At 69.3% G+C, this 25,000-nt stretch carries 21 protein-coding genes; 5 read left to right on the forward strand and 16 right to left on the reverse strand.

Annotated elements, in window-relative coordinates; genetic code table 11:
- Both ACFYO1_RS28810 and ACFYO1_RS28815 read right to left on the reverse strand, forming a co-directional pair.
- Window positions 1–1,287 carry an activator-dependent family glycosyltransferase gene (locus ACFYO1_RS28810; RefSeq protein WP_387237271.1) on the reverse strand — a complete coding sequence of 429 codons (1,287 nt, stop codon included), beginning with the start codon at window positions 1,285–1,287 and terminating at the stop codon, window positions 1–3.
- Between the two features lie 40 nt (window positions 1,288–1,327).
- Complete coding sequence (locus ACFYO1_RS28815) at window positions 1,328–2,362, reverse strand: hypothetical protein (RefSeq protein ID WP_387237274.1); 1,035 nt, start codon at window positions 2,360–2,362, stop codon at window positions 1,328–1,330.
- 334 nt (window positions 2,363–2,696) lie between these two features.
- Between ACFYO1_RS28815 and ACFYO1_RS28820 the strand changes: the two genes are divergently transcribed.
- Window positions 2,697–4,148 (forward strand): MFS transporter, encoded by a 1,452-nt coding sequence (locus tag ACFYO1_RS28820; RefSeq protein WP_387237277.1) that lies wholly within the window; start codon window positions 2,697–2,699, stop codon window positions 4,146–4,148.
- A gap of 50 nt (window positions 4,149–4,198) precedes the next feature.
- Here the strand turns inward: ACFYO1_RS28820 and ACFYO1_RS28825 are convergent, their stop codons facing one another.
- Window positions 4,199–5,308, reverse strand: coding sequence for a DegT/DnrJ/EryC1/StrS family aminotransferase (locus tag ACFYO1_RS28825; RefSeq protein WP_387237280.1), 1,110 nt, complete (start codon window positions 5,306–5,308; stop codon window positions 4,199–4,201).
- A gap of 145 nt (window positions 5,309–5,453) precedes the next feature.
- Between ACFYO1_RS28825 and ACFYO1_RS28830 the strand changes: the two genes are divergently transcribed.
- Window positions 5,454–6,380, forward strand: a complete 927-nt coding sequence (locus tag ACFYO1_RS28830; protein ID WP_387237283.1) for an NAD-dependent epimerase/dehydratase family protein — start codon at window positions 5,454–5,456, stop codon at window positions 6,378–6,380.
- A 25-nt stretch (window positions 6,381–6,405) separates the two neighbouring features.
- Here ACFYO1_RS28830 and ACFYO1_RS28835 read toward each other — a convergent pair whose 3' ends face one another.
- On the reverse strand, window positions 6,406–7,626 hold the full coding sequence (locus ACFYO1_RS28835) for a methyltransferase domain-containing protein (protein WP_387237286.1): 1,221 nt from the start codon (window positions 7,624–7,626) through the stop codon (window positions 6,406–6,408).
- Between the two features lie 144 nt (window positions 7,627–7,770).
- Between ACFYO1_RS28835 and ACFYO1_RS28840 the strand changes: the two genes are divergently transcribed.
- Entirely contained in the window at window positions 7,771–10,491 is a 2,721-nt protein-coding gene (locus ACFYO1_RS28840; protein ID WP_387237289.1) for a family 78 glycoside hydrolase catalytic domain, read from the forward strand.
- Between the two features lie 12 nt (window positions 10,492–10,503).
- Here ACFYO1_RS28840 and ACFYO1_RS28845 read toward each other — a convergent pair whose 3' ends face one another.
- Window positions 10,504–10,974, reverse strand: a complete 471-nt coding sequence (locus tag ACFYO1_RS28845; RefSeq protein WP_387237292.1) for a MarR family winged helix-turn-helix transcriptional regulator — start codon at window positions 10,972–10,974, stop codon at window positions 10,504–10,506.
- A gap of 118 nt (window positions 10,975–11,092) precedes the next feature.
- Between ACFYO1_RS28845 and ACFYO1_RS28850 the strand changes: the two genes are divergently transcribed.
- Both ACFYO1_RS28850 and ACFYO1_RS28855 read left to right on the forward strand, forming a co-directional pair.
- The gene (locus ACFYO1_RS28850; protein ID WP_387237295.1) at window positions 11,093–12,976 is read left to right on the forward strand and encodes a DEAD/DEAH box helicase; all 1,884 of its coding nucleotides are present in this window, start codon (window positions 11,093–11,095) and stop codon (window positions 12,974–12,976) included.
- The gene (locus ACFYO1_RS28855; protein ID WP_387237298.1) at window positions 12,976–13,533 is read left to right on the forward strand and encodes an SWIM zinc finger family protein; all 558 of its coding nucleotides are present in this window, start codon (window positions 12,976–12,978) and stop codon (window positions 13,531–13,533) included. The genes ACFYO1_RS28850 and ACFYO1_RS28855 overlap by 1 nt, the downstream gene beginning before the upstream one ends.
- Window positions 13,534–13,576: 43 nt before the next feature.
- On the opposite strand, the gene ACFYO1_RS28860 is transcribed toward ACFYO1_RS28855, so the two are convergent.
- The 11 genes from ACFYO1_RS28860 to ACFYO1_RS28910 all read right to left on the reverse strand — a co-directional run bounded on the left by ACFYO1_RS28860 (window position 13,577) and on the right by ACFYO1_RS28910 (window position 24,970).
- Complete coding sequence (locus tag ACFYO1_RS28860; RefSeq protein WP_387237301.1) at window positions 13,577–15,076, reverse strand: FAD-binding oxidoreductase; 1,500 nt, start codon at window positions 15,074–15,076, stop codon at window positions 13,577–13,579.
- Entirely contained in the window at window positions 15,073–16,263 is a 1,191-nt protein-coding gene (locus tag ACFYO1_RS28865) for a cytochrome P450 (RefSeq protein WP_387237304.1), read from the reverse strand. Before ACFYO1_RS28865 ends, ACFYO1_RS28860 begins: the two co-directional genes overlap by 4 nt.
- A gap of 3 nt (window positions 16,264–16,266) precedes the next feature.
- On the reverse strand, window positions 16,267–17,421 hold the full coding sequence (locus ACFYO1_RS28870) for an aromatic ring-hydroxylating dioxygenase subunit alpha (RefSeq protein ID WP_387237306.1): 1,155 nt from the start codon (window positions 17,419–17,421) through the stop codon (window positions 16,267–16,269).
- Window positions 17,422–17,436: 15 nt separating this feature from the next.
- Window positions 17,437–18,597: a hypothetical protein gene (locus ACFYO1_RS28875; protein ID WP_387237309.1), complete on the reverse strand. Its 1,161-nt coding sequence runs from the start codon at window positions 18,595–18,597 to the stop codon at window positions 17,437–17,439.
- A complete protein-coding gene (locus tag ACFYO1_RS28880) occupies window positions 18,594–18,905 on the reverse strand; it encodes a muconolactone Delta-isomerase family protein (RefSeq protein ID WP_364727693.1) in 312 nt (103 codons plus the stop codon). Before ACFYO1_RS28880 ends, ACFYO1_RS28875 begins: the two co-directional genes overlap by 4 nt.
- A 14-nt stretch (window positions 18,906–18,919) precedes the next feature.
- Complete coding sequence (locus tag ACFYO1_RS28885; RefSeq protein ID WP_387237313.1) at window positions 18,920–20,182, reverse strand: activator-dependent family glycosyltransferase; 1,263 nt, start codon at window positions 20,180–20,182, stop codon at window positions 18,920–18,922.
- Window positions 20,183–20,198: 16 nt separating this feature from the next.
- Window positions 20,199–21,251, reverse strand: coding sequence for a hypothetical protein (locus ACFYO1_RS28890; protein WP_387237316.1), 1,053 nt, complete (start codon window positions 21,249–21,251; stop codon window positions 20,199–20,201).
- 4 nt (window positions 21,252–21,255) lie between these two features.
- Window positions 21,256–22,506, reverse strand: a complete 1,251-nt coding sequence (locus tag ACFYO1_RS28895) for a ketosynthase chain-length factor (RefSeq protein ID WP_387237318.1) — start codon at window positions 22,504–22,506, stop codon at window positions 21,256–21,258.
- The gene (locus ACFYO1_RS28900; protein WP_387237321.1) at window positions 22,503–23,759 is read right to left on the reverse strand and encodes a beta-ketoacyl-[acyl-carrier-protein] synthase family protein; all 1,257 of its coding nucleotides are present in this window, start codon (window positions 23,757–23,759) and stop codon (window positions 22,503–22,505) included. Before ACFYO1_RS28900 ends, ACFYO1_RS28895 begins: the two co-directional genes overlap by 4 nt.
- Window positions 23,760–23,787: 28 nt before the next feature.
- Window positions 23,788–24,141, reverse strand: coding sequence for an antibiotic biosynthesis monooxygenase family protein (locus ACFYO1_RS28905; RefSeq protein ID WP_387237324.1), 354 nt, complete (start codon window positions 24,139–24,141; stop codon window positions 23,788–23,790).
- Window positions 24,142–24,217: 76 nt separating this feature from the next.
- On the reverse strand, window positions 24,218–24,970 hold the full coding sequence (locus ACFYO1_RS28910; RefSeq protein WP_387237327.1) for an SDR family NAD(P)-dependent oxidoreductase: 753 nt from the start codon (window positions 24,968–24,970) through the stop codon (window positions 24,218–24,220).
- Between the last annotated feature and the right edge of the window lie 30 nt (window positions 24,971–25,000).

The following is a 25,000-nucleotide window of genomic DNA, read 5'->3' on the forward strand; positions in this document are numbered from 1 at the left end:
TCAGCGTTCCTCTCGATAGGCGTCGACCAGCGCTTCCAGCCTGGGCACCAGCGCGGCGGGCGTCGGCAGGGCGTGGATCTCGTCGCGCAGCCGGTGCGCGCCCGCGGCGAAGGACGGATCCTCGAGCAACGCGCGCAGACCGTCACCGAGCCATTGCCCGGTGAGTTTCTCCACCGGCACGCACAGACCCGCGCCCGCCGCCTCGATGCCGTTGCCGCGCAGCACATCCCAGCCTTCCGCGACCATCAGCTGCGGCACCCCGTGCACCTCGGCGGTGGAGCGGGTACCGCTGCCGCCACGGTGGACGACGGCCGAACAGGTCGGCAGCAGATCGTTGAGCGGGACGAAGCCGACCGCGCGCACATTGTCGGGCACCGGCACGGCCAGCCGATCCGGGTCCAGGGTGGCGATCACCTCGCAGTCCAGGCCGGACACCGCGTCGAACAGCTCGACCGGGCTCAGCTCGCCGAGCACGGCGTCGAGGTGGCCGATCTGGCCGTGCACGTTGTCGGTCACGCCGAGCGTCAGGCAGACGCGCGGACGTTCGGGCAGCGTGCGCAGCCAGTCCGGCACCACCGTCGGGCCGTTGTACGGGATGTAGCGCAGGGATTCGTAGTGCAGCCCGGTATCGAGCCGCATGCCGGGCGGGGTGATGTCGACGGTGAACTGGCCGGTGATCACCCGCTCGTCGAACGACGATCCGTGCCGGGCGAGGGTGGCCGAGAGCCACTCGGCGGTCGGATCCGCGCGGTGGCTCGCCGGCAGGTCGGCCGACATGCGCAGCAGGGTTTGCCTGGCGCGCAGGGCGCCGTCCGGCCCCCAGGTGAAACGGGCGTACGCGGCGCCGGCCACGCGGGCGGCGATGCTGCCGGCGAAGGTGAAGGTCTCGGAGATGACCAGATCGGGCCGCCAGTCCCGGACGAACGCGACCATGTCGTCCACCATCCGGTCGTCGTTCATGGTGGCGAACATGGCCGAACCGGCCATGTGCTCGAGCGCGAGCAGGCCGGTGTGGGTCCAGGTGCCGGTGCCCGCGTAGTCGAAGTCGCGAACGTGGTTGAGGCAGCCGGGGAAAATCTCGTTGAGCAGGTCCGGCGCGTGCTCGTCGCTGAACCACTCGACCGGACCCGCCGGGACGGCGGTGAGCCCCGCGCCGGTGATGGTCGGCGCCATCGACGCCTGGCTGACGACCCGGACCTCGTGCCCGGCCGCGCGCAGCGCCCAGGCCAGCGGAACCATGGAGTAGAAGTGCGTGGGCGCGGCGAAACAGGTCAGCACGACCTTCATGCGAAATACCAACTCTCTGCGAGGCGTTCGAGTCGCCGGGTCACGAACCCACCAGCTCGGTGCGCAAGGAGGCGACCGGCAGGTGGGCGAGGCCGCGGGTGGCCGGTGCGAGCGGGCGCTCCAGTGCGGCGCCCGAGGACACCAGCCGCGGATGGCGACGGGCGATCGCGGTGAGCACCGCGTCGGCGGTGGCGTACACCAGCGGCAGGTCCAGCAGCTGGGGCAGCGCGGCGGGGCTGGTGACCACGGCTACCTGACTACCTCCGGACACCGGCTCTCCGGCCACCGTCAGGTCCGCGCTGATGTTCGTAATATACAGTCGCACAGGCGCATACACCGCACGCGTCCGCTCGACCGCTCCTTCGGCATCCGGCCACCGACCGTCGGCGAGCAGCGTGGCGGCCGTGCGCGTGACCAGGTCGGCGGCCAGCCGGGGGGCGACCACCGCGAGGAAGAACGCGGGGGTGCGGGCGCACAGCGCGGCCCGCAGATCATCGACGGCGGCGAGCATCCGTTCGGTGACGGCCGTCTCCTGCGGGCACAGCAGGTTGTCCAGCACCGGGGTCGCGCCGAGCAGGCTGTCCACTCCGGCACCGAGCAGGTCGGCAAAGACCCTGGCGCACAACAGCTCCGCGACGGGTACCAGGTCGGTCAGCTCGTCGGGGACCTCGGTCACCGGCGGCGGCGACGCGGCGGCCAGTGCGGCGACGTCCGCCGGGTCGGCGGGTTCGATGTCCTCGGCGACGACCGCCATCACCCGGGTGCCGGTCGGACGCCAGTCGGCGAGTCCACCTCCCGCGGTGCGCAATTCGGGCGCCTGCGCACCGTCGACCAGCATCGTTCCGGTCGCGCTGCGCGAGATCGGCTCCGTGCTCACCGGCGGCGCGTCGCCGGGGTAGCCGCGTAGCAGCGTCGCCAGCGGGTCTCCTTCCGCGGCACGTACCCATTGCAACCCGCGCACGAGTTGCAGCCGCCGCCGTAGCCCACTGTCCACTCCGACCTCACTTCCCGAGCGTCCGCTTTCGGTCTGCTCGGACGCTAACGCGGCGGCCTCCAGATCCGCTGGAAAGCACATCGAGAGACGCTCGGAGATATAGCGAATGCGTTAGCCACAATGGCGGATATGCCGCGCCCGACTGCGGTGCACGATGCGCCGAAGAGCGCAGGCAGGTATTTCGTGTGTTGCACCCGTTGGCGCACGAAATACAATCTCTCAAAAACATCTTCTACCTGGGCATAAAATGACATACAATCGATGTAACCATATGCTTTATCACATTCCGAGATGCACCTTTCCGGAATTGTCAATTCGCTTTCCTATGTGCGGCTGCGCAAAAATCCTCGTACTCTCTGCAAGGTCGCACTCCGCGCAGAGAAATGGGGAAATAATGTCGTTGGACGCTACTCCGGTGACGCTGAGGAAGGAGCCCGGCGCAGCACAACCCTCCGGGCGCACGGGCACCGCGCTGGCGATCATCGTCGTGGTGCAGCTGATGCTCACCATCGACCTGATGATCGTGACGGTGGCGCTGCCCTCGATCGGGCGAGACCTGGGGTACAGCGAGAACGGACTCGCCTGGGTGGTCAACGCTTATGGCTTGGCGCTGGGCGGATTGATGCTGCTGGGCGGCAGGCTCGGTGACACCTTCGGCCGGCGCCGGATCTTCCTGGGCGGCATCGTGTTGTTCACCGCCGCCTCGCTGATCGGCGGATTCGCGGTGACCGGCTGGTGGTTCCTGGCCTGCCGCGGCCTGCAGGGCTTCGGCGCGGCGCTGGTCATGCCGAACTGCCTGGCGCTGATTCTCAGCCTGTTCCCGGCGGGGCCCGAGCGCACCAAGGCGATCGCCACCTCGGCGGCGGCGTCCAGCTCCGGCGCGGTCGTCGGGCTGCTCCTCGGCGGCGTACTGTCCACCGGATTGTCTTGGCGCTGGGTCATGTTCGTCAATGTGCCGGTCGGCATCGCCGTGTTCGTCCTCGCGCCGCTCTACATCCGGGAGCAGGCGCGCATCCGCGGCAGGTTCGACATCGCGGGCGCGCTGACCTCGGCGCTCGGGGTGGCGCTGCTGGTGTACGGGCTCTCGCACGCCGGAGAGTCGGGCTGGTCGACCGCGTCGGTATGGCTGCCGATCCTGCTGGGCGCGGCCCTGTTCGTCGCGTTCACCATGGTGGAACGGCAAGCGGCGCAACCGATCATGCCGCTGTCGCTGTTCCGCGACCGCAACCGGGTCACCGCCTACATCTCGGCGGTACTGGTGACGGGCACGATGATCGGTCAGGCGTTCTTCCTGACCATGTATCTGCAAGGGCCGCTGGGCTTCAGCGCGCTACTCACCGGATTCGCGTTCCTGACCACGGGTTTCGCGCTGGTGATCAGCTCGACCCTGGTGATCGGGCTGATGCGCGGGATCGGTGAGCGGTGGATGACGTTCCTGGGCGCGCTGCTGCTCGTCGCGGGCAACCTGTGGCTGACCACGCTCTCGCTCGACAGTGGTTACTGGGGAACGATTTTCGGCCCGCTGGCGCTGACCGGCATCGGCATGGCGGCCACCCTGATCCCGGCCACCGAGATGGCGGGCGCGGGCGTCGAGTCGGACAACTACGGGTCCGCGTCGAGCACCTACAACACCATGCTGCAACTGGGCGGACCGCTGGTCCTGGCCATTTTCGTGACGGTGCTGACCAGCGCCGCCAAGGGGATCACGGTGCCCGCCGAGGTGCCCGCCGATCAGACCGCCCACTACGTGCTCACCGCGAGCATGGGCCCCGGGTTCTGGACGGCGACGATCCTGGCGGCCGGGGTGGCCGTGACCAGCCTGTTCATCCGGCGGAGCGCCCCTGCCGCCGTTCCGGTTCCGGCGTGAACAAAGCCCGGCACCACGCCCGCGGTGGGCGTGGTGCCGGGCTTGTTCGTTCAGAACCGGGCCAGGATCTCGCGCAGCGCGCGGATCACCTTGTCCTGCACGTCCAATGGCAGCGACGGGTACATCGGCAGCGAGAAGATCTCGTCCGCCAGCGCCTCGGTGACCGGCAGCGAGCCCTTGGCGTAGCCGAGTTTCGCGAAGCCGGACATGGTGTGCACCGGCCAGCGGTAACTGACGTTCAACTGAATGTCGTAGTCCCGCAGGGCTTCCAGGATCTCGTCGCGCCGCGGGTGACGGACCACGTACAGGTAGTACACGTGATCGTTGCCGTCGGCCAGCGCAGGGAGTCCGAGCTCGGTGCCGGCCAGGCCCTCGGCATAGCGGGCGGCGACGGCGCGGCGGCCCGCGATGTACTCGTCGAGCCGGCCGAGCTTGCGGCGCAGGATCTCCGCGTGCACCTCGTCGAGTCTGCTGTTGTGGCCCGGGGTCTCGACCACGTAGTACCGCTCGGCCATGCCGTAGTACCGCAGCCTGCGCAGCCGCTGATCGATGTCCTCGGTCGCGGTGACGACCGCGCCGCCGTCGCCGTACGCGCCGAGCACCTTGGTGGGATAGAAGGAGAACGCGCTCGCGTCGCTCATGGTGCCCGCGATCCGCCCGCGCTGCCGGGCGCCGTGCGACTGCGCGCAGTCCTCCAGGATCCGCAGGCCGTGCTCGGTCGCCAGCCGGTGCAGCGGCTCCATGTCGACGCACTGCCCGTAGAGATGCACCGGCACAATGCATGTGGTGCGATCGGTGATCGCCGCGGCCACCTGCGTGGTGTCCATGAGGTAGTCCTCGGCGCGGATGTCCACGAACACGGGGATCGCGCCGAGGGCGTCGATGGCCACGACGGTCGGCGCGGCGGTGTTGGACACCGTGATCACCTCGTCGCCCGCGCCGACGCCGAGGGCCTGCAGGCCCAGTTTGATCGCGTTGGTGCCGTTGTCCACGCCCACCGCGTGCCGAAGTCCGTGGTACGCGGCGAATTCGTGCTCGAACGAGCGGGTGCTCTCGCCGAACACGAGCTGGCCGGAGCGGAAGACCTTGTCCACGGCGGCGAGAATGTCGTCGCGCTCGCGGTCGTATTCCGAGAGATAGTCCCACACCAAGGTAGCCAAGGATCAGTCCTCTGCAGTCGGGTCGTTTCGCTCTCCGGTCTACCAACGCCGACTCGAACCTCACTGGAGCTTGCACTGGATCCCGATCGCGATACCGGACGCTTGACAGCGCCCCTAGCCTGAGACTGTCGGGAGGAGAAAACTGTTGGCGCACAACGAGATAAAGACGGCAGTGGTATTGGGCGGCACAGGCTGGGTGGGCAGGCATCTGTGCACGGCGCTGGCCGAGCGCGGCACGCGCGTGGTCGCGGTGGCCCGCAGCCGCGGCGCGGGATTGCGGTGCGACCGGTTCGCCGCGCTCGACCTGGCCACCGCGCCCGCGGCAACCACGGCGGAGCTGTTGCGGGCGGAGGCGGCCGACCTCGTGATCAACGCGACCGACGCCGCGAACGCGACCGACGGGTGGGACCGCACCGAACCGGAACTGGTGCGGGCCAACGTTTCCCTGGTCGAGCAAGTCCTGCACGCGGTGCGGGCGCAGCGGCGGCCGGTGCGAGTGGTGCACATCGGCACGATGCACGAGTACTCACCCGTCGCGTTCGGCACACCGGTCGGCGAGACGATGCCGTGCGAACCCGAATCCGCCTATGCGCGAACGAAACTCGCGGGATCGCAGGCGGTGCTGAACGCGGCGCGGTCCGGCGCGGTGGACGGGATCGTGCTGCGGGCGGTGAATGTGTGCGGGCCGCACCCGTCGCCGGCCAGCCTGCCGGGCAAGCTGGTGGCGCTGCTCGCCGCGGGCACGGTGCGGCTGCCGATCGCCGCGGCGCACCGGGATTGGCTGGATGTGCGCGATCTGGCGCGCGCGGCGGTGGGCGCCGCGCGACGGCCGGGCGTGACCGGAGTGGTCAACATCGGCAGTGGCCGGGCGGTGCCGATGCGCGAATTCGTCGAGACCTTCGTCCAGGAAGCGGGTTACCCGCTGTCCGTGGTGGAAGACACCTCGACCGAGGTACAGAGCTACGGCGGATCGTGGCTGCAAGCCGATATCCGCAAGGCCGGCGACGTGCTGGACTGGAAACCCCGGTGGTCTCTGCGGGATTCGTTGCGGGACATGTGGGCGGCCCGCTGACGGGCCGCCCCGCCGGTGAACCCGGTCAGCCGACCACGCGGACGTTCGGCGTGTAGAGGATCCACTTGCCGCCGGCCGCGCTGAAGGCGGTCTCCTTGGCCATGATCTCCTGCGCGTGATTCCACGCGAACAGCAGCGCGTAGTCGGGGTAGGACTCGGCGAACGCCGCCGCGGGCCGCACCGGCAGGTGCGCGCCGGGAGTCAGCTTGTGCTGCTTGGCCGGAGTGGTGTCGCAGACGTAGCTCACCAGGTCCGGGGTGATGCCGCAGTAGTTGGTGACCGTAGCGCTCTTGGCCGTGGCACCGTACCCGACGACGCTGGCGCCCGCGGCCTTCAACTCGTGCAGCAGCGCGATCAGCTCGGTGCGGATCACGCCGACCGCGGTGGCGAACTCGGCGAGGGTGGCCGGATCGTGCAGGCGCCGCGCCGACTCCTTCGCCAGCAGGTCGGCCACGGCCGGGGCCGGCACGCGGGCGCCCGCGCGGGCCAGGGTGTAGCGCACCTCGCCGCCGTGCACCGGCAGCCGTTCGACGTCCACCAGTTCGAACCCGAACCGCTGGGCCATCGCGCGCACGGAGGTGGCGCTGAAGAAGTAGAAGTGTTCGTCGTAGATCTGGTCGAACGAGGTGCGTTCGACGATCTCGCCCAGGTACGGGTCCTCGAACACGAACACCCCGCCCGGGGTGAGCAGCGCGTCGAGACCCGCGAAGATCGAGTCGACGTACGGGATGTGGCAGAACGTGTTGGCCGCGAAAACGACGTCGGCCGGGCCGTATTCGGCACGCACCGCGGTCGCGGTGGCGGCCTCGAAGAACTCGGTGAGCACGTTCACGCCCTGGGTGCGGGCGTGGTCGGCGACCCCCGCCGAGGGCTCGACGCCGAGATGGCGCACCCCCGCCTTCGCGATAGTGCGCAGCATGATGCCGTCGTTGCTGCCGAGTTCGACAATGAACGGATCGGCGCCGGTGAGTTCCTTTTCCAGGAATGTGTTCGCGGTATTCTCGAAATGCTCACGCATTACCGAGGAACCCGAGGAGAAATACGGATAATCGGTGTGGAACATTTTTGCCCGAGGCACTTCCTCCAGCAATTGCACCATCGAGCACGACGCACATCGACCGACCGCGAGGCGGTAGAAGAACTCCTCATCTCCCTGCTCCGGGGCCCGGAAGGCATCCGACAACGGCTGCCGCCCGAAGTCGATGAACTCGATAACCACATCGCCACAGACTCGACATTCGACCATGTCCCGAACTGTATCCACGCCCGCGCGAAGAACGCTCGAATCCGGCTCGAACCCGGCTGCGCGAAACAGTTCCGCGCACTAGCATCGGCACCGACGCAATTACTTTTCGGCCCATCCCGAGGTCGTTCGAATTGGGGAGAATCCATGCCACCCAGCGGTTCCGCCGAAGTCCTGGTCGTCGGCCTCACGGCGAACTATCTGGTCGACCCGCGCGGGATCGATGACCGCACACCCGCGCTGGGTTGGCGAATGGTCTCGACCGGACGGTCCGTCGCGCAAACGGCCTACCGGATCCGCGCCGCCTCGACGCCGCAGCTCCTCGAGCTGGACCGGCCGGACCTGTGGGATTCCGGCCGGACCGCGTCGGATCGGCAGGTGGACATCGGCTACGGCGGCCGGCCGCTGTCCGCGCGCGATCAGGTGTTCTGGCAGGTCCGGGTGTGGACCGACGGCGGTCGCGAGTCGGCCTGGAGTCCGGTCGCGCAGTGGGAGATCGGCCTGCTCGAGCCGGCCGATTGGACGGCCGAATGGATCACCGACTCGGCGCCGACGCGGTCGGACGGGCCGTTGCCGATCTTCGCCAAGCGTTTCACCGCCGCGGCGCAGCGCCGGATCGAGCAAGCGCGCCTTTATGTTTCGGGGCTCGGCCTGTACGAGGCGCGGCTCAACGGCCGTAAGGTCGGCGCGGATGTGCTGCTGCCGAGCGTCACCGACTACCGAAAGCGGGCGCTGTACAAGACATATGACGTCACCGAACACCTGCGAACCGGCGACAACGTGGTGGGACTGCTGGCCGGCAACGGCTTCTTCAATGTGCCCGAACGCGAAGGCCGCTACTGGGAGTCGGTGACCTGGAAGAGCGGCCTAGGCGGCAGCGGGGAGACGGTCCGGCTGTCCGGCGAGCCGAAAGTCATCGTGCAGTTGGAGATTCGCTACGACGACGGGACCACCCAGCACGTATCCAGCGACTCCACCTGGCAGGTCGCCGACGGGCCCCTCGACTTCTCGGGCTACTACGGGGGCGAGGACTACGACGCGCGCCGCTGGCCATCCGGTTGGGACCGGCCCGAGGGTGACCATTCCGCATGGCGATCCGCCGCGATCGCCACCGACATTCCGCCAACGCTCAGCGCGCAATTCGAACCCGCGGTCACCGAGGCAGAACGGCTGAGCGCGGTCGCGCTGACCGAACCCGAACCCGGCGTCTACGTCTTCGATTTCGGCACCTCCTTCGTCGGCTGGCCGCGGATCGACGTGACCGCGCCCGCCGGGACACGGATCGCGCTCGTTCCGGGCTGGTACCTCGACGACGGCCGGGTCAGCCAGCGCGGCATGGTCGGGTGGGTGCCGAATGTCGTTGTCGCCGACCACTACACGGCGGCGGGCAACGGACCGGAGACGTGGCAGCCGCGCTTCACCTATCACGGCTTCCGGTATCTGGAGGTGCGTGGATTACCGGCCCGGCCGCGGTTGTCGAGCGTCATTGGCATCGCGGTGCGCGCCGGTGTCGAGGTCACCGCCGAATTCGACTGCTCCGAAACATTACTCAACGACATCGACCGCCTCGCCGACCGCAGCATGCGCAGCGCCATGATCGCGCCGACCATGCCCACCGATCCCAACCGGGAGAAGGCCGGCTGGCAGGCCGACCGCGGGGTCGCGCTCAGCGGGGTGCACCGCTACGACTTCGCCGCCTACAACCAGGCGATGCTGCGCGACGTCTTCGACGCGCAACGCGCGGACGGCGCGCTGCCCGGCATCGTCCCGGATCCCACCGATTTCTGGTACATCGGCGACGTCAACTGGACCGGCGCGCCGATCGTGCAGGCCTTCGAGAACTACCGCCGCTACGGTGACACCGCGTCGCTGCGCCGCCACTACCCGTCGATGCGGCGGTACTTCCAACTGCTGCGATCGCGCGAGCAAGACGGCATGTACCCGGCGGGCGAGTTCGCGGCGGGCTTCTTCGGCGACTGGATGTACCCGGGTCAGCACTGGCAACGTCCGTTCGACCCGGACAACACCCACTTCTCTCCGCCCGAATTGACTGTCGCCTGGGGATATTGGCGGATCGCCACCGCCATGGCCGGCATCGCGCGGGCCCTGGGCCACGCGGACGAGTCGCTCGAGTACCGGCACAAAGCCGAGGCGATCGCCGCGCGATACCACGAGAAATTCTTCGACCCCGCTACCGCCACCTACGCGCCGGGGACGCAGACGGCGACCGCGATCGCCCTCTATATCGGCGCTCCCCCAGGGCATCTGCGGGAATCGGTGCTCGCGGCGCTGGTCGCGCAGATCCGGGAATCCGGCAACCACCTGAACACCGGGATGATCGGGCTGGTCGCGATCGTCCGCGTGCTGACCAAGGCCGGCCGGCATGACGTGCTCTACGACGTCGCGGTCGAAACCAGTTATCCCGGTTACGGATACTGGCTCGCGCACGGCGCCACCGCACTACCGGAGAGCTGGGAGTGGAACGGCCACGAGGGCGTCGCGGATCTGAATATCCTCGGCGGATTGAACTCGTGGTTCACCGGTGGTCTGGCCGGTATTCGACCGGACCTGGACGCGGTCGCGTTCGACAAGATCCGCATCGCCCCCGCCTTCGTCGGCGCACTCACGAGCGTGACCGCGAGCCTGCGGACCGTGCGCGGGGAGATCGTCAGCCGCTGGCAGCGCGACGGCACCGCGGTGACGCTGGAAGTCGTTGTGCCGGTGAACAGTACCGCCACCGTCGTGGTGCCGCTCTGGCGCGAGGACGCAGAGATCAAGGCGCCGGAGGAGGCACGATCGATCAATCGGAACGACAGGTTCGCGACCTACGCGATTGGATCCGGAGCGTGGACGTTCACCCAGCACTGAGCGCTCGGAACGCTACGAACCCGCGTTCAACCGGTCGGCCTCGGCGACGGCGCTGGCCAGGCTGCGTTCGACGAATCGGTGCAACACCCGCAACTCCTCGTCGGTGAAGTCGGCCAGGTCGAGATGGGTCCGGGCGGTCAGTCCCGCGTAGTAGGAACTGACTCGCTCGAGCCCCGCCGGGGTCGGCACGACCACGACCTTGCGCCGGTCCTTCGGATCGTGCGCGCGGGTGACGCAGCCGGCCGCCTCCAGCCGGTCGACCATCCGGGTGGCCGATCCCGCGGTGAGGCCGACCCGGGCGGCCAGCGCGCCCGGCGTGGTCGGCCCGCCCTGCTGGAGCGCGTGCAGACAGTGGAAGTCGGTCATGATCACGCCCATCTGGGTCGCGACCAGGCTGTTGATCCGGATCAACTGCTGAATCCAGTCCGGCAGTAGCTCGATCAACGCGTTGACCTGAGGTTTCTCCTGCTGACCCATAGTCATGTGACACGGCCCGATCCGTTGAAGTATCCTTGCGTCGCACAACTTTCACGCTGCACAATAATTCCAGCACACAATATCACCGCTACACAATCATGCGGCGAGCACCCGTTGCAAGGAGTTGGTCCGACTGTCTGGACGAACGCAAGTTCCCCGCCTGCAGGCCACATTCGTCCCCGCCGAGAACGCCTTCGCCTGGTGGGGGCCCGCCGAATTGGACGAGGCCGTGCGCGAACACGGCCTGCCGACCGGACGGGTCGCGACCTGTTCGCTGGCCGCGCCCGAGGGCGGCGCGGTCGTCGCCGCCGACCGGGACGTGCGGCTCATCGACCTGAACGAGGCGGTGCCCGCGCTGATCGCGCTGGACCGGCGGGCGAAGGTGGGTAAGTCGGTCAAGAGCTGGCAGACCGCTGCCCGGCTGCTGGACGGCGACGGCGAAGACAAGAACGCCGACTTCGACGATTTGGCCGCCCGGATGCCGGTCGCCGCGCACGCCGTGACCAATCCGGAGGGCGCGGCGGTGGCCGCGCCGGCCGCTTTGCTGGCCCAATTCCGCAGGGCGGCAAGCACTACGGCGAATCTGGCCGAGACCGCGGTAGACGCGCAACTGCGCCCCTACCAGGTGCACGGCGTGGCCTGGCTCAACTCCCGCCCCGAACTGGGCACCGGCGGCGTGCTCGCCGACGAGATGGGCCTCGGCAAGACCTTGCAGGCCATCTGCCTGCTGGCGATCCGCCGCACCGAACGCCCGCACCTGGTGGTCTGCCCGACCTCGCTGATCGGCAACTGGCGGCGCGAACTCGCCCGCTTCTCCCCCGCCACCCCGGTGCTTCGCTACCACGGCAGCAACCGCGACCTGCCCGAACAGTGGGAACCGGGCACCGTGGTGATCACCAGCTATCCCGTGCTGCGCAGCGACAAGCGGCTGCTCGACAACACCTGGGACATCGTCGTGCTGGACGAGGCGCAGCAGATCAAGAACCCGGACGCGCAAGCCAGCCGGGCCGCCGCACGGCTCTCCGCGACCGTGCGCATCGCCATGACCGGCACCCCGGTGGAGAACCGGCTCGACGAGCTGTGGTCGATCTTCCACGTCACCAACCCGGGCCTGCTCGGCACCCGCGGCCGGTTCCGGCAGCGGTTCGTCGCGCCGATCGAACAGCGCCGCTCCACCTCCGCCGCCGCCGCGCTCAACGCCCTGGTGCGACCGCACATGCTGCGCCGCACCAAGGATCTGGTCGCCGCGGAACTGCCGCCCAAGCAGTACACCTCGATGATCTGCACGCTCACCGACGAACAGGTGCGGTTGTACCGGGAGGCCACGGATCGGGCGTTCGACCAGGGCCTGGGCAGCGGCATCGGCCGCAGCGGCCGGGTGCTGGCGCTGCTGACCGCGCTCAAGCAGATCTGCAATCACCCGGCGCACTACCTCGAGGACGGGCCCGCGGGCCCGGGGCGGTCGGGCAAGTTCGACCGGGCCACCGAGATGCTGTCCGAGATCGTCGACGACGGCGACCGCGCCCTGGTGTTCACCCAGTACCGGATCATGGGCGAGCTGCTCTCGGCGTCGCTGGGCAAGACGCTGGGCACCGGGCCGGTGCCGTTTCTGCACGGCGGGCTCTCCGGCGACAAGCGCGATGAGCTGGTCCGCGCGTTCCAGGAGGACGACGACTCGCCGCCGGTGCTGCTACTGAGCCTGCGCGCGGCCGGGTTCGGGCTCAACCTGACCAGGGCCGCGCACGTCATGCACTACGACCGCTGGTGGAACCCGGCCGTCGAGGAGCAGGCCACCGACCGCGCCCACCGCATCGGCCAGCAGCGCACGCTCAACGTGTACACGCTGGTCTCCGGCGGCACGATCGAGGACCACATCGCACAGATGCACGACGCCAAGCGCGGCATGGCCGACGTCGTCGTCGGCGGCGACACCGAGGCCGCGCTGGCCAAACTGTCCGACGACGAGCTGCATGCCGTCCTCGATCTCGACCTGGGAGCGATCTCGTGATGCCCGCCGAATTCGGCGCCACCCCGTGGGGGCGCGCCTGGACCCGCGTCGTCGAATCCACCACCGCAGCGGTCCCGAATCCGTTGCTGCCCAAGGCCCGCAGCGTCGCGCGCAACCACGGGGCGACGTTGACCACCGAGGTCGGCCTGGTCATCGCGAAGGTCGTCGTGTCGGGGACCGAGTCCACCGTCCGGATCGAGTTGCCGCGCTGGCCCGAGGAGACCGAGCGGGACGCCGAGCGGCTGATCGCCAAGTCGCTGGCGGCCAATCCCGGCCTGGCCGGTGGTGACCTTCCGGACAGCTTGGAGGGCGAATTCGCCGCCGCGGGAATCACTTTCGCGGTCCCGCTGGCCGAGCAGGCGGCGACCTGCGACTGCCGGACGCGCAAGCGGCCGTGCCTGCACATCCTGGCCGGGCTGTACGCGCTGTCGATGCGGGTGGACGAGCGACCGCGGCTGGCCGTCGAACTGCGGATGGACAGCACGGCGGTGGCCGAGGAGGCCGATCCGGACTGGATACCGCTGACCGAGCTGGACGCGGCGAGCTTCTACGGCTGATCGAAAAGGCCCGGTCGCCCTTATGGGGCGGCCGGGCCTGATCTCACGCCTTGATGCCGAGCGCGTGAGTGAAGAAGCCGGTCGGATCGTAGGCGGCCTTGACCCGTTGCAGGCGTGGGTAGTTGTCCTTGTAATACAGGTCGTGCCAGGCAGATTCGGACTTGTTCCAGTGCGGATCAGCCAGATCGGTGTCCGGGTAGTTGATGTAGGAACCGTCCGACCGGCCGTTCAGATCCGGGACGCCGCCGCTGTCCGCGTACAGATCCCGGTAGAACGACCGGATCCAGGCGATGTGCCGTTCCTCCCCGGCCGGGTCGGTCCAGTTGTTCAGGTAGAACGCCTTCAGGACCGAATCACGTTGCGCGGTGGCGGTGGCATCGGGCGCGACCGCGGACGCCTGCCCGCCGTACGCGGCGAGAATGACGCCCGCAGTCGGGTTGTCGTACGTGTCGTCGGTCAGATAGCGGTGGATGACGTCGATCTGCTCGTCCGTGTAGCGCCGCCGCAGGTACGCCGCCTTGCACTTGGCCCGCTGGCCAAAGACGTCGCCGCGCATCCGCGGCCACAGCATCGAGCGCAACCACGGTCGTCGCTGCACGTCATGGTGGCAGGGCACGCCGACACCCTCGTTGAGCGCGTCGAGGTACTCCGACAGCATGCGTTCGGCGCCGTCGACGGTCGCGTCCACCTGGGTGAGCAGCGCGATGGTGTTGGTCTGCGCGCGCAGCACGGTCAGGATGGAGAACAGCGCGTTCTCCGGCATACCCGGCGCGCTGTGCCGCTCGTGCCAGCTGCCGTGATTGGCCAGCAGTCTGCGGAAGGACTCCGGTGTCAAGTCCGGCCAGGACCACGTGGTCAGGCCGTCCAGCACCTCGGCCGGCGGGTGCGGGAGCAGCCCGCCCGGGTCGTCGCCCGTGGCGTCCGGCGCACGCATCCAGTATTTGGTCACCACGCCGAAATTCCCACCGCCGCAACCGGTGTGCGCCCACCAGAGCTCGTGGTGCGGGTCGTCCGGATCGCGGGTGGCGACGACGAGGCGCGCCGTTCCGGCGGCATCCACGGTGGCGACCTCGACCGCGTACAGATGATCGACGACGCACCCGTGGGTGCGGGTCAACGGACCGTAGCCGCCGCCGAGGATGTGCCCTCCGGCCCCGACCGTGTACTCCAGGCCGGCCGGGATCGCGACACCCCAGCCCTTTAGCAGACTGCGATAGACCTCGCCGAGCAGCGCGCCCGGCTCGATCACGAACGCCCGCATCCCGGGGTCGTAGTCCACCCGGTTCATTCGGGAAAGGTCCAGCAGCACTTCGGTTTCCGCCGAGTCGACGAAGTCCTCCAGGCAGTGCCCGCCGCTGCGGATCGCCACCCGCGCGCCGGTGCCGGCCGCCGACTGCACCGCCGCCAGCACGTCTTCCGGTGTGGCGGGCACGTGCACGACCCGCGGCGTGCAGCGGAAGCGGCCGTTCGCGGCCGTCGTCACCTCGGCGTAGCGCGGATCCGCCGGAGTGATGACGGAATCGCTGTGCGCTGCCGTGATCATCGCACCAGGTCCATCGGCAGCTTCTTCGTGCCGTTGAAGTCCTTGGGATCGTGGAACACGATGTCCTCGTCCTCGGCCACGCGGAAGTCCTCGAACCGGTCGAACATGGCGGTGAGCGCGATCCGGACCTCCTGCCGGGCCAGCGGTGCGCCGAGACAGAAGTGAATTCCCTTGCCGAAGGCCAGATGTCGCGCCTGCCTGCGGTGGATGTCGAACACGTCCGGATCGGCGAACTCGGCCTCGTCCCGCATGGTCGACACCAGGGACGCGCTGACCAGCGAGCCCTTCGGGATCTGCCGTCCGCCCAGCTCGACGTCGGTGAGCGCGCGCCGATCGATCCACACCAGCGGCGACCGATAGCGCATGACCTCTTCGATCGCCGGGCCGAGCAACGCGGGCTCGGCGCGCAATTGCTTGACCAGGCCGGGGTTTTCGTCCAAACACAGCAGTGCGTTGGTGAGCACGGTGCTGGTGGTGAGGTGACCGGCGATGAGCAACAGCGCGAGGAATCCGAGGATCTCGAAGTCGTCCAGCTTGCGTCCGTTCAGCTCCGCGTCCAGCAGGTCGCGGATCAGCCCGTCCTTGTCCGAGCGGCGGTAGCTGTCGACGTGGCTGAGCAGGTACTGGTTCATCTCCCGGATGGACGGCGCCATCGCGGCCACCCCCTCCTCGCTGAACAGCGCGTCCACCCCGTTGTCCACCAGCAGCGCGTCGGCCCACTTGCGGAACAGGTGCCGGTCGGCCACCGGCAGGCCCATCACCTCGGCGATCACGATCACCGGCAGCGGGGCCGCCAGCTCGGACACGATGTCGACCCGGTCCTGGCCGCGTTCCAGCGTCGCGTCGAGCAGCTCGGCCGCGACCTGTTCCACCCTGGGCACCAGGCTCTGCACGAATTTCGGCGTGAACCCCTGGGTGACCAGCCCGCGCAACTCCTTGTGCCGCGGCTCGTCCATCGCCTGGAAGTTGCCCTTGCTGAAGTTGCGCAGCTCCTCGTGGTCCGGAATGAACTCGCTGAGGTCGTTGGAGAAGACCTCGAAATCGGAGATCACCCGCAGTCCGTCGGTGTAGCGCAACACCTCCCAGCGTCCGGTCGGTTCGTGGAACCGGACCGGCTCCCGCACCCTGGCCTGTGCGTAATCGTCCATCATCGCGCGCAGTTTCGGGGAAATGTGCGGACCGCCCATGGGTCAGGCCTCCTGGGTGAGTGCGAGCGCGAGCTGGCGGTAGAACGCGAGCACGCCGGGTTCTTTGGGACTCAGGTGACCACGCTGGATGAAGCGGGAATCGAGGGTGCGCTGCACCGCCTCCATGCCCGCCTGGTCCTCGGCGTTGATCACGCTGGTGATCGACTCGATCTCCTTGCGCATCACCTCGGGCGAGACGTGCTCCAGCGCTTGGCGGGGCACCAGGGTGCCGCCGCGAACCTGGGTGCGGTCCAGCGACAGCGGGATGATGCTGATCCAGGCGATGGACTCGCCGAAGGTCGCCACCGCGCCGCAGGGGAACATCCGGTAGCTGTACATGACCGACCGCTCGGCCTCGGTGAGCGGCAGGATCGGCGCCTCGAACGGGGTGCCCGCCGCGCTGAGCAGCCGGGCCACCCACGGCGAGTCCAGGTGCACGGTCATGTCGATGCCCCCGGTCATCAACGGGCGCACGGTTTCCGGGTGCAGGCCGATGGCGTGGTAATTCTCGTACCCGTTCTCGACCGCGACCTTCCAGTTGCAGGCCCACTCCTCGGTCCAGTGGCTCACCTGGACCATGTCGTCGAGCCGGTAGTTGGTCATCTCGGCCTCGACGATGGCCAGATCCGGTTCGAACGAGCGGGCCTCGGCGTCGAGATTGACGAACACCAGGCCGTGCCACTCGCGCACCGCGAAGCCGGGCAGGCGGCAGCTGGCCGGATCGAAGTCGGGGTTGTCCCGCATGTAGGTGGCCGCGCGCAGCGAGCCGTCAAGGTTGTACCGCCACAGATGGTAGGAGCAGGTGAAATCCTTCACCGTGCCCTCGCCCGGCTCGACCAGCGGCATCGCCCGGTGCCGGCACACCGGCGACATGCCGTGCAGCTGCCCGTCCGCGCCGCGGGTGATCGCCACCGGCTCACCGGCGATGGACAGCGCCACGTAATCGCCGGGCGCGGCCAGTTGATCGGTGTGCGCCACCATGATCCAGCAGCGGTGGAAGATCTGGGTCCGCTCCAGCTCGTACACCTGCGGCGAGGTGAACATCTGCGGCGGCAGGCTCAGCGCGGGTGGGTCGGGTTCCGCATAGGCGCGGACGTCGGCCAGCAATTCGGCCACCGACAGGTCGGGCGTGGGTCCGGTTCGGACGGTTGTGTTCACTGCGGTCTCTCCGATTCAGTCGGTGGGCGGGAGGGCGCCCAGCGCCGCCCACGCCGCGTCGTCCATCCACGGCGGGATTCCGACCTCGCCGTTGATCCCCTTCTCGACGAAGGCGATATTGCGGTAGGCCCGCACCCCCACCACGTCGCGCTGGGTCACGGTCGGGATGCCGCCGGGGGTGTGCTCGTGGTAGTGCAGGTCGTCGACCAGACGCTTGATCAGGCCGATGGAGGTGTCGGGGCCCGCCGACGGTCCCTCGGTGCCGCCCATGCGCGGGATGTAGGCGGTCTGCATGTCCTCGATGACGTAGAGCCCGCCCGGCCGCACGTGCGGGAACAACGCGTCGAATGACGTTCGCACGTGCGCGTTCTCGTGGCTGCCGTCGTCGATGACGATGTCGAACGGCCCGTACTCCGTGGCCAGCGCGGTCAGCGCCGCCGGGTCGCTCTGGTCACAGACCAGCGCGGTCTGCCGCGGCTGGTTCAGCGCCGACTTGTCGAACAGGTCGAGGCCGAACACCTGCCCGCGGTGGAAGTACCGCTTCCACATGCGCAGCGAGCCGCCGCCCAGGTCGCCGTCGAAACCGCCGATGCCGATCTCCAGGATGCGCACCGGCTCGTCCCGGTACGGGGCGAACTCGCGCTCGTAATGCCCGGTGTACCAATGGAAGCTGGCCCACTTGTCCGAACCCGACGCCGAGCACAGCGCGCCCAGTTCGTGCCGCGGGATGGTCAGCCCGGTCATCAGCGCGCCGGAGGCCAGGCTGGTCGAGACGACCAGGCCGGGCAGCCGGGACAGATCGCCGGGGCGGCTGGGCAGGAAGACGTCACTGAAGTCGCCGGTGCGGCGCTGGTCCGGCCGGCCGTAGACGCGGCGGACCAGGTGGGTCAGCGACATGCCCAGTTCGCGGCAGATCTCGGCCGGTGCGTCGGCGGCCGACCGCGTGATGGGTTCGCCACCGACGCAATGGAATACGACGCGACGAGACTCGGCGTCGTGCGTGATGTCCAGCGCGATGTCCACCGGCTCCGGATTGTTCGGCACCGAGGCGCGGAACAGCACCTCGTCGATCAGCGCGCCGAGCACCGCGTCCACGCCCGATTCCTTGACCAGCAAGGCGATTTCGGCGTCCGACGAGGTGCCTGCCCGGAGCAGGCGATCCAGTAGTCCGCTCATGACTGCTCGGCCGGCTTGTTCCAGATCGCCAACTTGTCGAAGGCGCCGGGGGTGGCCAGCGGGATCACCTCGAACTTCAGGTGCGGGCTGACCGGATTGTCGTACAGCACGCTCAGCAGCTCCTCGTGCGAGGCCACGTCGTAGATGTTGAGCCCGCCGGACGCACCGACCCGGATCCAGCTGTGCCGGATGATGCCCTTCTCCACCAGTGCCCGGGTGTAGGCGAAGCCTTCACTGAGCCGCTCGCGGAACTCCTTCGCCTCCCCGGGGGCCGGGGCCTGGGTGGCCAGTACGGCAAACAAAGCCATGATTTCTCCTTTTGTCAGTGCGTCAGCTGGGCGCGGTATCGGGCAGCGGCGGCGACCAGGGTGTCCACGACCTCGCCGGGGCTCGGCTCGGCGAGCATCCGGTCGCGCAGGGCCAGCGCGCCCGCGCCGAACGCGGGCTCGTCGAGCAGCCGCAGCACGCCCGTGCGCAGCCGGTTCCCGGTCAGCTCGGATGGCGGAAGATAAAGGCCCGCACCGAGATCGCTGAGCCGTTGCGCGCGGTAGACGTTGTCCCACATGCCCGCGACCACCAGTTGCGGCACGCCGTACACGGCCGCGGTGGACCAGGTGCCCGCGCCGCCGTGATGGACGATCGCCGCGCAGGTGGGCATCAGGGCGTGCAGCGGCACGAAGTCCACCACGCGCGTGTTCGCCGGAATCCGGCCGACCTCGGCCGCCTGAGCCTCGTTCAGCGTGGCCACGACCTCGATGTCCAGGTCCGCGACCGCGTCGAAGAGTTCGGCCGGGGAGATCAGGTTCGGGTAGGCCATGTCCCGCGAGGTGATCCCCAGGGTCAGGCAGATCCGTTGCCGCGCAGGGGTTTCCCGCAGCCAGTCGGGCACCTCGGACACACCGTTGTAGGGCACGTACCGCATGGGCACGGCCTCGTTCGGGCTGGGCAGGCGCACGCCCTCGGGCATCTGGTCGATGCTGAAATCACCGGTGACGACCCGCTCGTCGTAGTCGAGGCCGTGCCGGGCGAGGGTCCAGGTCAGCCACTCCTCGAGCGCGTCGTCACGCAGCTCCGGCGGCAACGCGGCGGTGTCGGCCAGGAACGCTTCCCGCGAGAGACCGAAAAGGTCTGGGCCCCAGAGCAACCGGGCACCGGCGGCGCCGCAGGCGCGGGCGGCGACCCCGCCGGCGAAGGAGAACGGCTCCCAGATCACCAGGTCCGGCTGCCACCAGCGGGCGTACTCGACCAGCTCGTCGACCATGGTGTCGTTGTTGGCTTGGGCGTAGAACGTCGCGGTGAGCAGGGAATTGGCGGCCTTGCGAGCGCGCGGGCCGCCGCGTTCGCCGGTGAAATCGATGTCGCGGTAGAAGCCGGTCAACTCCTCCCCCAGGTCACGCACGATCTCGTGATGGGTGTGGTCGGTGCCGACCGGGACGGCGGTGAGCCCGGCCCGGGTGATCGCGCGGGTGAGCGCGGGCTGGCTGGCGAAGCGCACCTCGTGCCCGGCGGCGCGCAGCGCCCAGGCCAGCGGCACCGTCCCGTTGAAGTGCGCTTCTACCGCGAGGGACGTCATGAGTACACGCATTGCGGGCGGCTCCTCGTCAGGGGGTGGTCAGGGAATTCGAGTCGGCGACCGGCAGGCGGACCAGGGCGCCGGTCACCGGTGCGCGCAGCCTGCGCACCGGCGCGCCGCCGAGCCGCAGCCCGGGAAAGCGGACCGCCGCGGCGGCCAGGACGGTTGCCGCGGCGCCGCGGGTGAACGCAGCGACCCTGGGCACACCGCGCAGGCCGAGCCCGGCCGCGCCGACGTGCACGACCACCTCGTCGCCCGCCGCGATCGGTTCGGCACCCAGTCGCAGGTCCGCGCGGGCCACCCGGCGGTCCAGTCGCAGTGGCGGGTACTCGGCGAGCACGTCGTCCAGCAGGGCGCTGACGCCAATAGGGTTGGCGGACAACGCCTGCCAGCGCGCGGGATCGGCGAGCAGCAGATGCGCGGCCGTCGCGGCCAGCGTCACCGTGAGGTCCACGCCCAGGACAGAAAGGAGAAGAGCGTTGTCCGGCACCAGCTTTCGCAGGCCGGCGAAGGCATCGATGACCGCTCGGACGTCGGCCAGCCGGGGCGCGCAGAGCACCGCGTCCACCGCCGGGCCCGCCGCGACGGCGTATCCGGTGTACGCGGCCAGGTCCGCGCTCGGCACGGTCAGCACCTCCGCGGCCAGCCCCGCCACCGCCGGGCGCAGCACGTCGCGCACGAGGTCGAACCTGGCGCCGAGACCGTCGAACCGCACGCCGCCGGCGGGCGGCGGCGCGGTCCAATCCGGTTCGGGGAACGGGTCGATCTCCGCCAGCACGTGCCCGGCGGGCAGCTCGGTCCCGAAGCCCGGATCAGTGAGCACCCGCTCGGCGAGTTCCGCATCGCTGACCACCCAGGCGCCGGGCCTGCTGCGGTACACCGGACCCCGCTCTCTGATCCGGGCGGTGAGTGTCGCGGTGTCCTCGTCCTCGGCGCGCAACAGCACGGCATACGGGTCGCCGCCGTGCGCGAACAGGAAATGCATCCCGCGCTCGGTGAGCAACCGCCGGCCCAGATCGGTATCGGTCCTGGTCATGACGCGGCCGGGGTGGTCGGTTCGGGCATCGGGGCGATCAGCCACTGCTTCATGCCGCCTCCTTGTCGGTGGTGTGTCGAATGCCGCTGTGGCCCTGGGTGGTCAGCACCATCGCGGCGTTGAAGCCGCCGTGACCGCGGGCCACGACCAGCGCCACCGACAACGGCAGCGCTCTGGTCTCGGTCACCAGGTCGAGTTCGTATTCGGGCACCGGATCGGTGACACCGGCCGTGCCCGGGATGCGGTCGTGCCGCATCGACAGCAGCGCGGTGGCCACGTCGAGCGCCGCGCCGCCGCTGCTGAGCCGGCCGGTCATGGTCTTGGGCGCGGTGACCGGAACCCCGTGCGGGCCGAACACCGCGCGCAACGCCTCGGCCTCCACCTGGTCCAGTTCCGGCGTGCCCGCGGCGTCGGCGAACACGACGTCCACCTCGGCCGGTTCGAGCCCGGCGTCGGCCAGCGCGCCCTCGATGGCGCGGCGCAGCGTGGACGGCCGCTCCGAACCGGGCGGTGGATCGAAAGTCGCTGCGTATCCGGCTATTTCGCCGTACCAGGAGCGCACTCCGCGCGCGGTCGCGGACGCCGCGGACTCCAGCACGAACAGCGCCCCGCCGTCGCCGGGCACGTGGCCGGAGGCCGCGGCGTCGAACGGCAGATACGCCCGCGCGGGGTCGGCGGAGGTACTGATCCGGCCGCTGGTGAGCTGGGCGACCCAGGTCCATGGCGAGAGCGATCCGTCCACGGCCCCGCACATCATCGCCGGTTGCCCCGCGCGCACCCGCCGCCGCGCCAGCGCCAGCGCGTCCAGCCCACCGGCCTGCTCGGTGACCAGCACGCCGCCGGGACCGCGCATGCCGTGCCGGATGGAGATCTGGCCGGTGTTCACCGCGTAGAACCAGGCGAACGATTGATAGGCGCTGACGTGCTGGGGCCCCTTGCGCCAGAGCTTGTCCAGCTCGCGGTGGCCGAATTCGAAGCCGCCCGCCGAACTCGCGGTCACCACGCCGACGTCGAATCCGGCCGGCGCGGTGCCGTCCACCGCCGAGTCGGCCAGCGCCCGATCGGCGGCCACCAGCGACAGCTGGGTCATCCGGTCGGTCTGCGGCAGCAACCGGCCGGGCAGGTGATCCGCGGCGGTGAATCCGCTGACCTCCCCGGCCAGCGTAGCCGAGTAGCCGGACGGGTCGAATGCCGTGATCCGCGCGATCTTACGTTGTCCCGCAAGGGTATTCGCCCAATGTTCGGCGGCGTACAGGCCGGTCGGGGCGATCACGCCCATCCCGGTGATGACCGTCCTCATGCGACTTTTTTCAAGATCATCGCGCTCTGGAAGCCCCCGAACCCGCTGCCGACGGTCAGCACCGTGTCCAGCGGAACCTCGCGGGCGGTCAGCGGCACGTAGTCCAGGTCGCACTCCGGGTCCGGCTCGTGCAGGTTCGCCGTGGGCGGCACCAAGCCGTCACGGATCGCCAGCGCGCACGCGGCGACCTCCAGCGAACCGATGGCGCCCAGCGAGTGCCCGATCATCGACTTGATCGAACTGACCGGCACCCGGTACGCGTGCTCGCCGAGGCTGCGCTTGAACGCGGCCGTCTCGTGCCGGTCGTTCTGCATCGTGCCGGAGCCGTGCGCGTTGACATAGCCCACGTCCTCGGCGTTCACCCGAGCCTGGCTCATCGCCGATCGGATGGCCTCGGCCATCTCCACGCCGTCGGGACGCAGACCGGTCATGTGATAGGCGTTGCAGCGAGTGGCGTATCCGGCGACCTCGGCGTAGATCCGCGCACCGCGCCTGCGGGCGTGCTCGTACTCCTCGAAGACGAACATCGCCGAGCCTTCGCCGAGCACGAACCCGTTGCGGGTGCGATCGAACGGCCGCGACGCGTGCTCCGGATCGTCGTTGCGCGGCGTGGTGGCCTTGATCGCGTCGAAGCAGGCCAGCGTGATCGGCGAGATCGGCGCGTCGGTCGCGCCGCCGACCACCACGTCGGCCGAGCCCTCGGCGATCAGCTCGATCGCGTGCCCCACCGAGTCCAGCCCGGAGGTGCAGCCGGTGGATACGGTCGCCACCGGACCCTCCGCGCCCAGTTCCCAGGCCACCTCGGTCGCCAGCGAACTCGGCACGAAGTGGTTGTACAGATGCCCGACCGCGTAGGACTCGTCGACGTTCCAGTGCCGCCCGCCGTCGGACACCACCACGTACTCCTGCTCCAGGCCCATGGTGCAGCCGACCGCGCTGCCGACCACCACCCCGGTGCGGGCCGGGTCGAGCGCGGCCGGGTCGACCCCGCTGTCGGCCAGGCACTCCCGCGCGCTCACCACCGCCAGCTGCGCGGCCCGGTCCATCCGCCGAATCTGTTGCGGGGTAAGGCCTTCGGCCACCGGATCGAAGTCACACTCGGCGGCCACCTGGGAGCGGAACCGCCCGGCGTCGAAGGAGGTGATCCGCCGCGTCGCGGTGCGGCCGGACGACAGCAGATCCCAGAACGGCTTGGCACCGGTGCCACCGGGCGCGACGACCCCGATGCCGGTCATGACGACACGACGTTTCATCTTCATCCCTTACGGTTGCGGGCCGGCGTCAGGCCTTGACGAACTCCAGCCGCGGCTCGTAAAGATTGGCGACGTTGGTCGCCCGGGCTCGCAGCTCCTTGGCATGGTCGGCGAAGCCGGGCGCGGCGATCGCGTCCCGCCAGGACTGGACGTCGGTCCACAGCGCGATGTTCACGTACTCGTTGCTCCGCGCGGCGTCCACGTGCTTGGACAGGGTGAACTGGAGGAAGCCCGGCTGGGCGGCCATGAACTCCGAGATGTCGGCGAACACCCGCTCGAACTCCAGCGGGTCGCTGCTCACGGTGAAGGTGTTGACGAAGGTCACCACCCCCTTGCCGGTGGCGTCGTAGCGGTCCTTGGCGTGCTGGGCCGAAGCTGTCATCGTGCTGCTCCTGAGATCGTTTTCCATGTGCCACCAACGGTGCGCCGAGCGCCTCGTGCCCGGCTCGAATCTGGACTCACAACAGGCTCAAACCTCCGTCTACGACGACTACCGAACCCGTGGCGAACTCCGCTTCGGGTGCCGTCAATTGCCTTGCCCACCAGTCGATTTCAGCAGGCTGACCGACCCTTCCCGCCGGGGTTCTGGTGGCGATATCGGTCAGGAAGCCCTGATACTGCTCGGGCGTGGACCCCATGCGCACGCCCATGCCGGAGGCCACCACACCGGCCGCGATCGCGACCACCCGGATGCCTTTCGGCGCGAGTTCGACAGACCAGGTCCGGGTGAGGAATTCCAGCGCGACCTTCGTCGCCCCGTACCCGGAGAACCCCGGCCACGCGCGGCCACCGGACGCACCGGAGCTGCTCATGTTCAGCACGGTGCCGCGGGTCTCGGCCAGCGCGTCCAGCGCCGCCCGGGTGAGGAAGATCGGGGCCAGCAGATTGACCGCCACCTCGCTCTCGACCGCGGCTCGGTCGATGTGCGCGAGCGGGGCCGGTGCCGCAGTCGCCGCGTTGTTGATCAGCACGTCGACCCGGCCCAGTGCCCGCTGTGCCGTCTTGATCACCAGTTCGGCCGACCCGTGATCGGCGATATCCGCCGCGAGCACGTGGATGTGGTCGTGCCCGGCGGCCGTCTCGCGCAGGGCGGACTCGGTCCGCCCCACCACGAGAACTTCGTGTTCTTCGGCGTAGCCATGCGCCAGCGCCCGGCCGATTCCGGTGCCACCGCCGGTGATGATCACACCGCGTCGTTGATTCGAGGTCATGTCCTCGAAGCTAGGTACGACCGCTCGCAG

Source organism: Nocardia sp. NPDC006044 (assembly GCF_042871115.1).
Taxonomy (GTDB): Bacteria; Actinomycetota; Actinomycetes; order Mycobacteriales; family Mycobacteriaceae; genus Nocardia.

Excerpts from the sequence above, each read along its gene's own strand:
- ACFYO1_RS28885 (WP_387237313.1), bottom strand. The coding sequence starts at position 20,182 with ATGCGTGTACTCATGACGTCCCTCGCGGTAGAAGCGCACTTCAACGGG.
- ACFYO1_RS28875 (WP_387237309.1), bottom strand. The coding sequence starts at position 18,597 with ATGAGCGGACTACTGGATCGCCTGCTCCGGGCAGGCACCTCGTCGGAC.
- ACFYO1_RS28840 (WP_387237289.1), top strand. The coding sequence starts at position 7,771 with ATGCCACCCAGCGGTTCCGCCGAAGTCCTGGTCGTCGGCCTCACGGCG.
- ACFYO1_RS28880 (WP_364727693.1), bottom strand. The coding sequence starts at position 18,905 with ATGGCTTTGTTTGCCGTACTGGCCACCCAGGCCCCGGCCCCCGGGGAG.
- ACFYO1_RS28895 (WP_387237318.1), bottom strand. The coding sequence starts at position 22,506 with ATGAGGACGGTCATCACCGGGATGGGCGTGATCGCCCCGACCGGCCTG.
- ACFYO1_RS28810 (WP_387237271.1), bottom strand. The coding sequence starts at position 1,287 with ATGAAGGTCGTGCTGACCTGTTTCGCCGCGCCCACGCACTTCTACTCC.
- ACFYO1_RS28865 (WP_387237304.1), bottom strand. The coding sequence starts at position 16,263 with ATGGGCGGTCCGCACATTTCCCCGAAACTGCGCGCGATGATGGACGAT.
- ACFYO1_RS28855 (WP_387237298.1), top strand. The coding sequence starts at position 12,976 with ATGCCCGCCGAATTCGGCGCCACCCCGTGGGGGCGCGCCTGGACCCGC.
- ACFYO1_RS28860 (WP_387237301.1), bottom strand. The coding sequence starts at position 15,076 with ATGATCACGGCAGCGCACAGCGATTCCGTCATCACTCCGGCGGATCCG.
- ACFYO1_RS28845 (WP_387237292.1), bottom strand. The coding sequence starts at position 10,974 with ATGACTATGGGTCAGCAGGAGAAACCTCAGGTCAACGCGTTGATCGAG.
- ACFYO1_RS28910 (WP_387237327.1), bottom strand. The coding sequence starts at position 24,970 with ATGACCTCGAATCAACGACGCGGTGTGATCATCACCGGCGGTGGCACC.
- ACFYO1_RS28900 (WP_387237321.1), bottom strand. The coding sequence starts at position 23,759 with ATGAAACGTCGTGTCGTCATGACCGGCATCGGGGTCGTCGCGCCCGGT.
- ACFYO1_RS28835 (WP_387237286.1), bottom strand. The coding sequence starts at position 7,626 with ATGGTCGAATGTCGAGTCTGTGGCGATGTGGTTATCGAGTTCATCGAC.
- ACFYO1_RS28815 (WP_387237274.1), bottom strand. The coding sequence starts at position 2,362 with ATGTGCTTTCCAGCGGATCTGGAGGCCGCCGCGTTAGCGTCCGAGCAG.
- ACFYO1_RS28905 (WP_387237324.1), bottom strand. The coding sequence starts at position 24,141 with ATGACAGCTTCGGCCCAGCACGCCAAGGACCGCTACGACGCCACCGGC.